Raw genomic sequence first — 10,055 nt, forward strand, 5'->3', positions numbered from 1 at the left:
GCACCGAGGTTATACGCCCCGGCTGACCGAACTCATGTTGAAGTCCGGGATGCGCAGCGCGGGCATCGCCGCCCGCGTGAAGTAGTCGCTCCACTCCCTGGGCAGGGTCTTCGCGGTGCGTCCGGCCTCGGTGGCCCGGGACAGCAGGTCCACCGGGGACTCGTTGAAGCGGAAGTTGTTCACCTCGCCGACCACCTCGCCGTTCTCGACGAGGTACACGCCGTCCCGGGTCAGACCGGTGAGCAGCAGCGTCGCCGGGTCCACCTCGCGGATGTACCAGAGGCAGGTCACCAGGAGGCCCCGCTCGGTGGCGGCGACCATCTCGTCCAGGGTGCGCTCGCCGCCGCCGTCCAGGATCAGGTTCCCGGGGGAGGGGGCGACCGGCAGGCCGGTGAGCGCGGCGCTGTGCCGGGTGGTGACCAGGTGCTCCAGGCGGCCCTCGCGCATCCAGTCCGTCGCGGTGAGGGGAAGCCCGTTGTCGAACACCGACTCCGTGTCGCCCGAGGCGTGCGCCACCACGAACGGCGCGTACTCCAGGCCAGGCTCGTTCGGGTCGCTGCGCAGCGAGAGCGGCAGCTCGGAGAGGGTCTCGCCGATGCGGGTGCCGCCGCCCTGCCGGGAGAAGACGGTCCGGCCCTCGGCCGCGTCCCGGGCCGCCGCCGACCACAGCTGGTAGATCAGCAGGTCGGCCACGGCGGTCGGCGGCAGCAGCGTCTCGTACCGCCCGGCGGGCAGCTCGATGCGCCGCTCGGCCCAGCCGAGCCTGCGGGCGAGCTCCTCGTCGAGGGCCGCCACGTCGACGTCCTTGAAGTCGCCGGTCGCGCGCCCGGCCCAGGCCGAGCGGGTCCGGTCCGGCGACTTGGCGTTGAGCTCCAGGGTGCCGTTGGGCTGGTCGTGGCGCAGCCGCAGGCCCGTGGACGTACCGAGGTAGGTGGAGTTCAGCTCGTGGTTGGCGAAGCCGTACAGCTCGCGGCCGCCCGCCCTGGCCCGCGCGAAGGCCTCGCCGAGTGCGGGTGCGAAATCGGCGAACACGGCGGAGGTGGTCTCGGCCGGGGTGTCGGTGAAGTCCGGGGAGAGGGGCACCCCGGTGACCAGCGGCTGCGCGTCCTCGGCGGGCCCGGCGCCGCGCGCGGCCGCCTCCGCGGCCCGTACCAGCGGCTCCAGGTCGTCGGCGGTGACGGCCGAGCGCGAGACGACACCTGAGGCGGTGCCCTCGGCTCCGTCGACCGTCGCGATCACGGTCAGGGTGCGCCCGCGGGTGACGCCGTTGGTGGTCAGTGCATTGCCGGCCCAGCGCAGGTTCGCCGAGGAGTGCTCGTCGGCGATGACGACACAGCCGTCGGCGGTGGACAGCTCCAGGGCCCGCTCGACGATCTCGTGCGGCTTGACGGTCGTACGGGAGCTCATCGCCCGGCCTCCTGCGTGGTGTTGAGGATGTTGACGCCCCGGAACAGGGCCGACGGGCAGCCGTGGGAGACCGCGGCGACCTGGCCCGGCTGGGCCTTGCCGCAGTTGAAGGCGCCGCCCAGGACGTACGTCTGGGGGCCGCCGACCTTCTCCATGGAGCCCCAGAAGTCCGTGGTGGTCGCCTGGTAGGCGACGTCGCGGAGCTGGCCCGCGAGGCGCCCGTTCTCGATGCGGAAGAAGCGCTGGCCGGTGAACTGGAAGTTGTAGCGCTGCATGTCGATCGACCAGGACCGGTCGCCGACCACGTAGATGCCGCGCTCGACCCCGCCGATCAGGTCCTCGGTGGAGAGTCCGCCCGGGTCCGGCCGGAGCGAGACGTTCGCCATCCGCTGGACCGGAACGTGCCCGGGGGAGTCCGCGTAGGCGCAGCCGTTGGAACGGCCAAGGCCCGTCAACTTCGCGTTGCGGCGGTCGAGTTGGTAGCCGACGAGCGTGCCGTCCTTCACCAGGTCCCAGGACTGCGCCTCGACGCCCTCGTCGTCGTAGCCGATGGTCGCGAGCCCGTGCTCGGCGGTCCGGTCGCCGGTCACGTTCATGACCTGCGAGCCGTACGCCAGCTTGCCCAGCTGGTCGAAGGTGGCGAACGAGGTGCCCGCGTACGCGGCCTCGTAGCCGAGCGCGCGGTCCAGCTCGGTGGCGTGGCCGATCGACTCGTGGATGGTCAGCCACAGGTTGGACGGGTCCACCACCAGGTCGTAGAGGCCGCTCTCGACGCTGGGCGCCCGCATCTTCTCGGCCAGAAGCGAAGGGATCTCATCCAGTTCCGCGTTCCAGTCCCAGCCGGTGCCGGTCAGGTACTCCCAGCCGCGCCCGACCGGCGGCGCGATGGTGCGCATCGAGTCGAATTCGCCGGTCGTGCGGTCCACCGCGATGGCCGTGAGCTGGGGGTGCAGCCGCACGCGCTGCTGGGTGGTCACGGTGCCCGCCGTGTCCGCGTAGAACTTGTTCTCGTGAACGGTGAGCAGCGAGGCGTCCACGTGCTCGACCCCGTCGGCGCCGAGCAGCCGCGCGCTCCAGTCGGCGAGCAGCGCGCTCTTGTCCTCGTCCGGCACCGAGAACGGGTCGATCTCGTAGGAGGAGATCCAGGTCTTCTCGGAGTGCACCGGCTCGGCCGCCAGCTCCACCCTCTCCTTGGACCCCGCGGCCGCGATGACCTGCGCGGACAGCTTGGCCATGGCCACCGCCTGGGAGGCGACCTTGGCCGCCGCGTCCATCGTCAGATCGACTCCGGAGGCGAACCCCCAGGCCCCGCCGTGCACGACCCGGACCGCGTAGCCGAGGTCGGTGGTGTCGGAGGAACCGGCGGGCCGCGCGTCGCGCAGGCGCCAGGCGGCGCTGCGCACCCGCTCGAACCGGAAGTCGGCGTGGTCGGCGCCGAGCGCGCGGGCCCGCGCGAGCGCCGCGTCGGCGAGCGCCCGCAGGGGCAACGCCGTGAAGGCTTCGTCGATGGAATGGGTCCCAGATGGCACAGCTGTCTCCCTGTCGTATGAGACCGGTCGCCCCGATCATGTCGCGCCGACGGGCCTCGTGACTACGGCTTTCTGTAGGGACCCGACAGCGCTCGTTCCACGCCACTGTCAGGGCTCGATTCCTCGTAAGTCGGGCCGTACCGATAGTTTGCGTGGAGTACGAATCCACCTATCGAAAGGGTGATCCGTTGAGCCGCTCGGTTCTCGTCACCGGAGGCAACCGGGGCATCGGCCTCGCCATCGCCCGCGCTTTTGCCGACAGCGGCGACAAGGTCGCGATCACGTACCGCTCCGGAGAGCCGCCCGAGGCCCTCACCGAATTGGGCTGTCTGGCCGTCAGGTGTGACATCACCGACACCGAGCAGGTGGAGCAGGCCTACAAGGAGATCGAGGACAAGCACGGTCCCGTCGAGGTCCTGGTCGCCAACGCGGGCATCACCAAGGACCAGCTCCTGATGCGCATGTCCGAGGAGGACTTCACGTCCGTCCTCGACACCAACCTCACCGGCACCTTCCGCGTGGTCAAGCGCGCCAACCGCGCCATGCTGCGCGCGAAGAAGGGCCGCGTGGTCCTGATCTCCTCGGTCGTCGGGCTGCTCGGCTCGGCGGGCCAGGCCAACTACGCCGCCTCCAAGGCCGGTCTGGTCGGCTTCGCCCGGTCGCTCGCGCGTGAGCTCGGGTCCCGGAACATCACTTTCAACGTCGTCGCACCCGGTTTCGTCGACACCGACATGACCAAGGTGCTCACCGAGGAGCAGCGCGCGGGCATCGTGTCCCAGGTGCCGCTGGGCCGCTACGCGCAGCCCGAGGAGATCGCCGCCGCGGTGAAGTTCCTCGCCTCCGACGACGCCTCGTACATCACTGGAGCCGTCATCCCGGTTGACGGCGGATTGGGCATGGGTCACTGATCACCATGAGCGGAATTCTCGAAGGCAAGCGCATCCTGATCACCGGTGTGCTGATGGAGTCCTCCATCGCCTTCCACACCGCGAAGCTGGCTCAGGAGCAGGGCGCCGAGGTCATCCTGACCGCCTTCCCGCGCCCGACCCTGACCGAGCGCATCGCCAAGAAGCTCCCCAAGCCCGCCAAGGTCATCGAGCTCGACGTGACCAACCAGGAGCACCTGGACCGGCTTCCGGGCCTGGTCAAGGAGGAGCTCGGCGGCCGTCTGGACGGCATCGTCCACTCCATCGGCTTCGCCCCGCAGGACGCCCTCGGCGGCAACTTCCTGAACACGCCGTTCGAGTCGGTCGCCACCGCCATGCACGTCTCGGCGTTCTCGCTGAAGTCGCTGACCATGGCCCTGCGCGAGCTGCTCGTCCCGGGCAGCGCCGTCGTCGGCCTCACCTTCGACGCGCAGTTCGCCTGGCCGCAGTACGACTGGATGGGCCCGGCCAAGGCCGCCCTTGAGGCCACGTCCCGTTACATGGCCCGTGACCTGGGCAAGGACGACATCCGCTGCAACCTGATCTCGGCGGGGCCGATCGGTTCGATGGCCGCCAAGTCCATCCCGGGCTTCGCGGAGCTCGCGGACGTGTGGAACCACCGTTCCCCGATGGAGTGGAACATGGCCGACCCCGAGCCCGCCGGCAAGGGTGTCGTCGCGCTGCTCTCGGACTGGTTCCCGAAGACCACGGGCGAGATCATCCACGTCGACGGCGGTCTGCACGCCGTGGGTGCCTGACCCCGCACAGCACGCATCGCGGCCGCCCACCGGACCTTCCGGTGGGCGGCCGCCGTGCGTGGACCGCGACTTCCCCGCAGACTGAATCAAACGGACATGTCGGGCAGTCGGCCGGGGAAGAGGTGGGGTGTGCGTCCGCTGCGTACGGGTCCCCGTGTGCGTCCCTTGAGCGTCGGGCAGCGCCGGGCCCTGGCCCTGCTGTTCCTCCTGCTCGCGACGGCCGCCGGGCTCGCCGCCCCCTCCGTGGTGCGCGCCGCCACCGCCCCCGACCCGGCGCCCGCCGTGGCGCCGCCCGAGCCGTTCGGCGCCGCGTGCCGGACCTCCGTGCAGGGCTCGCACGTCACCGCGTACTGCCACAACCCCTACCCGGACGCCGACCTGGTGCGCCTGCACACCGACTGTGCCAACTGGTGGGACCTGGACGCGGACGCGGCGCCGGTGGAGGTGGGCCCCGGGCAGACCGTACGGCTGGGCGACCGCTGCTGGAAGGACGTCCGCGCGGTCTGGGTGACCCACCAGAAGGCGCCCTGACCGCAGCAGAGTGCCCCGGCTGAGCGGCGTCCGCTCAGCGGGCTTCGAGCCGGTCCGGCAGGCAGATGAAGGCGTGGGCGGCGGCCTCGGAGGCGGCCGTCTCCGCGTCGCCGGCCCGGATCGCGTCGACCATCCGGCCGTGGTCCATGTGGTTCTCCGGGGTCATTTCCAGTGCCACGTCGTCGCGCAGCCAGTCGCGCAGCAGATGGCCGAGGTCGGCGTACAGCTCGGTCAGTACGTCGTTGTGCGAGGCCGCGACGACCGCGAGGTGGAGCGTGGCGTCGGCCGCCACGAAGGCCTCCCGGTCGCCCGAGGCCCACGCCTGCTCGCGCCGCTCAAGGAGCGTGTCCAGCTGCTTCAGCTCGCGCTCGGTACGCCGCTCGGCGGCCAGCTTCGCCGCCGACGACTCCAGCGTGGAGCGCAGCTCGGCCACGTGGCGCGGGTCCGCGTCGGCGAACCGGCGGTGCATCACCCCGGCCAGCTCGCTGGTCGCCACGACGTACGTCCCCGAGCCCTGGCGGATGTCGAGCAGGCCGTTGTGCGCGAGGGCGCGGACGGCCTCGCGGACGGTGTTGCGCGCCACCCCGAGCTGCTCGACCAGCTCCGGCTCGGTCGGGATGCGCGAACCCACCGCCCACTCGCCCGAGGTGATCTGGTTGCGCAGCTGCGCGATCACTTGGTCGGCGAGGGCGGACCGCCGGGGAGAGCTGAGGGTCATGGTGCTCCAGTCCGAGAGGGAGTCGGCAGTGACGAGAATCGATTGGACAACCAATCATCCCATGATTCTATGATGGCACCATGCCCGACGAAGAGACCAACACGCTGAGCCCGACGCCCGCCGTCCGCACCGAGCCCCTCGAAGCCCCCGCCGACGCGGGCCGGGTGCCGTCGTGGACGCGCTGGCTCGTACCGCTCGCGCTGGTCCTCGCCGCCGTCAACCTGCGCCCCGCCATCACCAGCCTCGGCTCGCTGATGAAGGAGGTCACCGGCGGGCTGCACATGAGCGGCGGCATCGCGGGCGTCCTCACCTCGGTCCCGGCGTTCTGCTTCGCCGTGTTCGGCGTCATGGCGCCGCGCCTCGCCCGCCGCTTCGGCCCCGGTGCCGTCGTGTTCGCGGGCATGGCCGCCATCACCGCCGGCCTGTTCCTGCGCCCCTTCGCGGGCGGCACCGTCACCTTCCTCGCGGCCAGCGCGCTCGCCCTGATGGGCATAGCCGTCAGCAACGTCCTGATGCCGGTGATCGTCAAGCGGTACTTCCCCGACCGGGTCGGCTCCATGACCGGCCTCTACTCGATGGCGCTCGCCGCGGGCACCTCGCTCGCCGCGGTCACCACCGTGCCCCTCACCGATGCGCTGGGCGGCAGCTGGCGCCAGGGGCTCGGCATCTGGGCGCTGCTCGCCGTCGTCGCGGTGGCCGCCTGGATCCCGCTGACACGCGACCGTTCCGGGAGCGCGGGCCCGGCCGTCGGTGCAAAGGAAGAGGCCGCCCCCGCCCTGCGCATCACCCGCAGCGGCACCGCCTGGGCGCTGGCCTGCTTCTTCGGGCTCCAGGCCACCGGCGCGTACATCACCATGGGCTGGATGCCGACGATCTTCCGTGACGCGGGCGTCTCGGCCGGCACCGCGGGGCTGCTGCTCTCCATCACCATGGTCATGGGCGTGCCGCTCGGCTTCGTCATCCCGTGGCTGGTCAACCGGCTGCGCAGCCAGGGCCCCATCGTCGTCGTGCTCGGCAGCTGCGGCCTGGCCGGCTACGCGGGGCTCTACCTCGCGCCGGCCGCCGGCGCCTGGGCCTGGGCGCTGCTGCTCGGCATCTCCAACTGCGCCTTCCCGCTCGCCCTCACGATGATCGGCAAGCGGTCGCGGACCGGCGCGGGCGTCGTACGGCTCTCCGCCTTCGCCCAGTGCGTCGGCTACCTGCTCTCCATCCCGGGGCCGCTCCTGGTCGGCGTCCTGCACGACCGCAGCGGCGGCTGGGACCTGCCCATCGCGCTGATGGCGGCGCTCATGGTGCCGCAGATCGCCGTCGGCATCCTGGCGGGCCGCGACCGTACGATCGAGGACGAGGCCGGGGCCCGGCGATAGCGGCCCGAACCCGGATGCGACACTGGCCGCATGCCAGTGCTCGAACCCAATCCGCAGAACAGCCACAAGAAGCTCCTGCTCGTGCTCGGCGCGATGCTCGCCGTCACGGTCGTCGTCGCCGTCATCGCGACGCTCGCCTCCCCCTGACCGAGGCCCTGACCGCGAGGCCCCGACCGGTGCCCCCGGACGGGGCCATGGTGGTGCTAGCCCCACCATCCCCTAGGGGGTCAGGGTCAGGGTCGAGTGGGTGGGTCACCGGATGGGATGACGGCCGCCGGATCCGTAGGTTTTGAGGTACCGCGACGGACACCCCGTCCGCCCCGCGGCACTCGAACCCGGAACCCACACGGAGGCGGTCATGTCGGCCCACACCCACCCCAGGTCCCCCCAACCGGCCGCCGGTGGCGTCGACTTCAAGCTGCCGTGGTGGGGCGTCGTGCTGCCCGCGATCGCGTTCTTCGCGCTGCTCGCGCTCGTCATCGGATCGGGCGACACCCACACCGTCTCCGGTGACGGCACCCTCACCCACCTCGTCGACCGCATCCAGCAGAGCATCTCGCGTTAGCGGGCAACAGCCCCCGCGAGCACAGGCGTCACCCCCCTGGCGGAGGCCTTCGACACCCTGCGCCCGATGGCGCGATTCATGCGAAGCTGGGGAACATGAGCGTCGATACACCCCGCAGGATCGTCCTTCTGAGGCACGCGAAAGCCGACTGGCCCCAGGTGTCCGACCACGACCGGCCGCTCGCCGAACGGGGCAGGGCGGACGCCCCCGTCGCCGGCCGCTGGCTGGCCGGGGCCGGCGTCGGCCCGGACCTCGCCCTCTGCTCCAGCGCGGCCAGGACCCGCGAGACCTGGAAGCTCGCCGTCCAGGAACTGCCGCAGCGCCCCAAGACGGTGTACGAGGAGCGGCTGTACGAGGCCTCCCTCGGCGAACTGATCGCGCTGGTCAACGAGACCCCCGACGACGTCGCCGACCTCCTGCTCGTCGGGCACAACCCCGGAATGCACGCCCTTGCCGACGCGCTCGCCGGTGACGCCGAGGGCGACCTGCTGGCCCGGATGAACCGCAGCGGCTTCCCCACCTGCGCCGTCGCCGTGCTCACCTTCAACGGCTCCTGGAAGTCCGTGGAGCACGGGGTGGGCAGGCTCGTCTCCTTCTGGTCCCCGCACGCCTGACCTCGCAGGCGGACTCCGGTACGCGGCGAAGGCCCCGGTACGCGATGCGCGCCGGGGCCTTCGCCACAGGACAACAAGGTTCAGTCGATGAGGCCGTCGGCCGCCTCGACCTCTTCCCGGGTGATGCCCAGCAGATACAACACGGTGTCGAGGAAGGGCACGTTCACCGCGGTGTGCGCGGCCTCGCGGACCACCGGCTTGGCGTTGAAGGCGACGCCGAGGCCCGCCGCGTTCAGCATGTCGAGGTCGTTCGCGCCGTCGCCGATCGCCACCGTCTGGGCCAGCGGCACCCCGGCCTCCGCGGCGAACTCCCGCAGCAGCCGCGCCTTCCCCGCCCGGTCGACGATCTCGCCAGTGACCCGGCCGGTGAACCTGCCGTCCTCGATCTCCAGGGTGTTGGCGGAGGCGAAGTCGAGCCCGAGCCGGTCCTTGAGGTCGTCGGTGACCTGGGTGAACCCGCCCGAGACGACGCCCACTTGATAGCCGAGCGCCTTGAGCGTACGGATCAGGGTGCGGGCGCCGGGAGTGAGCCGGACTTCGGCCCGCACCTTGTCCACGACCGAGGCGTCCAGGCCCCGCAGCAGCGCCACCCGGGCGTGCAGGGACTGCTCGAAGTCCAGCTCGCCGCGCATCGCGGCGGCCGTGACCTCGGCGACCTCCTCCTCGCAGCCGGCGTGCGCGGCGAAGAGCTCGATCACCTCGTCCTGGATCAGCGTGGAGTCCACGTCCATCACGACGAGCCGCTGGGCCCGCCGGTGCAGCCCCGCCGAGACGACCGCCACGTCCACGCCGAGGGCGGCCGCCTCGGTCGCGAGCGCGGTGCGCAGCACCCCGGTCGCCACGCCGGACACGGCGAACTCCACAGCCGTGACCGGGTACTTGGCGAGCCGGAAGATGCGGTCGATGTTGCCGCCGGCGCCGGCGATGCGAGCCGCTATGGCCGCCGTGGACTCGGCGGTCAGCGGGTGCCCGAGCACGGTGACGTGCGAACGGCCGCTGCCGCGCGGCCTGTTGTCGCCGATGCCGGAGATGATCTCGGCTTCGAGCTTGAGCGATTCGGCCCAGCTGTGCACGGTGGCGCGCAGCTCGCCCTGGGAGGCCACGGTCGGCTCGGTGACGAGTACGCACAGCACGAGACGGCCACGGGAGACGACCTGTTCGATGTCCACGACATCGACGGAGTAGGCGGCGAGGGTGTCGAAGAGCCCGGCGGTGATGCCGGGGCGGTCCTTGCCGAAGATCTTGACGAGGAGGGTCGGTACGTCAGAGCTCTGACCGGCGTCGGAGTTCTGGCCGGCGGGGGGCAGGGGCGATGGCGTCATGGTGATCCCACCGTATCCGGCCGCGGCTCACGCCCGGCACGCCGTCCCGCCCTGCGGACAGCGCCCCCTCGTACGGCCGCGTGCCGCTCAGCGGCGGCCCCGCGGCACCCCGGGCGGAGGCGGCGGGCCCTCCTCCGGGGGCCGGTACGGGCGGGGCCTCGCCCGGGGGCGGCCCGGGGGGCCCGGCAGCGTGGGGGAGCCGTGCAGGCCCGGCGGCAGCTTCAGATACGGGTTGGTGTCGGGGTTCGGCGGGCGGTAGGAGGGCGCCGGGTTGTACGGCCCCGGCCCTGTCTCCTCGCGGGGCCCGGGTACCCCGGG

Annotated in this window: 11 protein-coding genes and 1 pseudogene; 7 read left to right on the plus strand and 5 right to left on the minus strand. The window is 71.8% G+C overall.

Annotated features, from left to right (window positions below; all coding sequences use genetic code 11):
- Positions 1–9: 9 nt before the first annotated feature.
- Both ADK54_RS39860 and ADK54_RS39865 read right to left on the minus strand, forming a co-directional pair.
- The gene (locus ADK54_RS39860; RefSeq protein WP_053730748.1) at positions 10–1,407 is read right to left on the minus strand and encodes a metallopeptidase TldD-related protein; all 1,398 of its coding nucleotides are present in this window, start codon (positions 1,405–1,407) and stop codon (positions 10–12) included.
- Positions 1,404–2,915 carry a TldD/PmbA family protein gene (locus tag ADK54_RS39865; RefSeq protein WP_107090739.1) on the minus strand — a complete coding sequence of 504 codons (1,512 nt, stop codon included), beginning with the start codon at positions 2,913–2,915 and terminating at the stop codon, positions 1,404–1,406. The genes ADK54_RS39860 and ADK54_RS39865 overlap by 4 nt, the downstream gene beginning before the upstream one ends.
- Positions 2,916–3,124: 209 nt before the next feature.
- On the opposite strand from ADK54_RS39865, the gene fabG reads away from it, so the two are divergent.
- The 3 genes from fabG to ADK54_RS39880 all read left to right on the plus strand — a co-directional run bounded on the left by fabG (position 3,125) and on the right by ADK54_RS39880 (position 5,151).
- Complete coding sequence (gene fabG / locus ADK54_RS39870; protein ID WP_053730750.1) at positions 3,125–3,844, plus strand: 3-oxoacyl-[acyl-carrier-protein] reductase; 720 nt, start codon at positions 3,125–3,127, stop codon at positions 3,842–3,844.
- A 5-nt stretch (positions 3,845–3,849) separates the two neighbouring features.
- Complete coding sequence (gene fabI, locus ADK54_RS39875) at positions 3,850–4,620, plus strand: enoyl-ACP reductase FabI (RefSeq protein ID WP_053730751.1); 771 nt, start codon at positions 3,850–3,852, stop codon at positions 4,618–4,620.
- Between the two features lie 156 nt (positions 4,621–4,776).
- On the plus strand, positions 4,777–5,151 hold the full coding sequence (locus tag ADK54_RS39880; protein ID WP_398876581.1) for a hypothetical protein: 375 nt from the start codon (positions 4,777–4,779) through the stop codon (positions 5,149–5,151).
- A 34-nt stretch (positions 5,152–5,185) separates the two neighbouring features.
- Here ADK54_RS39880 and ADK54_RS39885 read toward each other — a convergent pair whose 3' ends face one another.
- A complete protein-coding gene (locus tag ADK54_RS39885) occupies positions 5,186–5,869 on the minus strand; it encodes a FadR/GntR family transcriptional regulator (protein WP_053730752.1) in 684 nt (227 codons plus the stop codon).
- 80 nt (positions 5,870–5,949) lie between these two features.
- Between ADK54_RS39885 and ADK54_RS39890 the strand changes: the two genes are divergently transcribed.
- The 4 genes from ADK54_RS39890 (at position 5,950) to ADK54_RS39900 (ending at position 8,415) form a co-directional block, all read left to right on the plus strand.
- Positions 5,950–7,236 (plus strand): CynX/NimT family MFS transporter, encoded by a 1,287-nt coding sequence (locus ADK54_RS39890; RefSeq protein ID WP_053730753.1) that lies wholly within the window; start codon positions 5,950–5,952, stop codon positions 7,234–7,236.
- A 30-nt stretch (positions 7,237–7,266) separates the two neighbouring features.
- Positions 7,267–7,383, plus strand: a complete 117-nt coding sequence (locus ADK54_RS48450; RefSeq protein WP_261711291.1) for an SGM_5486 family transporter-associated protein — start codon at positions 7,267–7,269, stop codon at positions 7,381–7,383.
- A gap of 211 nt (positions 7,384–7,594) precedes the next feature.
- Positions 7,595–7,801, plus strand: coding sequence for a hypothetical protein (locus tag ADK54_RS39895; protein WP_053730754.1), 207 nt, complete (start codon positions 7,595–7,597; stop codon positions 7,799–7,801).
- 95 nt (positions 7,802–7,896) lie between these two features.
- Positions 7,897–8,415, plus strand: a complete 519-nt coding sequence (locus tag ADK54_RS39900) for a SixA phosphatase family protein (RefSeq protein WP_053730755.1) — start codon at positions 7,897–7,899, stop codon at positions 8,413–8,415.
- Positions 8,416–8,495: 80 nt separating this feature from the next.
- On the opposite strand, the gene serB is transcribed toward ADK54_RS39900, so the two are convergent.
- Positions 8,496–9,737: a phosphoserine phosphatase SerB gene (gene serB / locus ADK54_RS39905; RefSeq protein WP_053730756.1), complete on the minus strand. Its 1,242-nt coding sequence runs from the start codon at positions 9,735–9,737 to the stop codon at positions 8,496–8,498.
- Positions 9,738–9,824: 87 nt separating this feature from the next.
- A pseudogene (locus tag ADK54_RS48040) lies at positions 9,825–10,055 on the minus strand (hypothetical protein); the annotation flags it as partial.

This window comes from Streptomyces sp. WM6378 (assembly GCF_001279695.1).
Classification (GTDB): Bacteria; Actinomycetota; Actinomycetes; order Streptomycetales; family Streptomycetaceae; genus Streptomyces.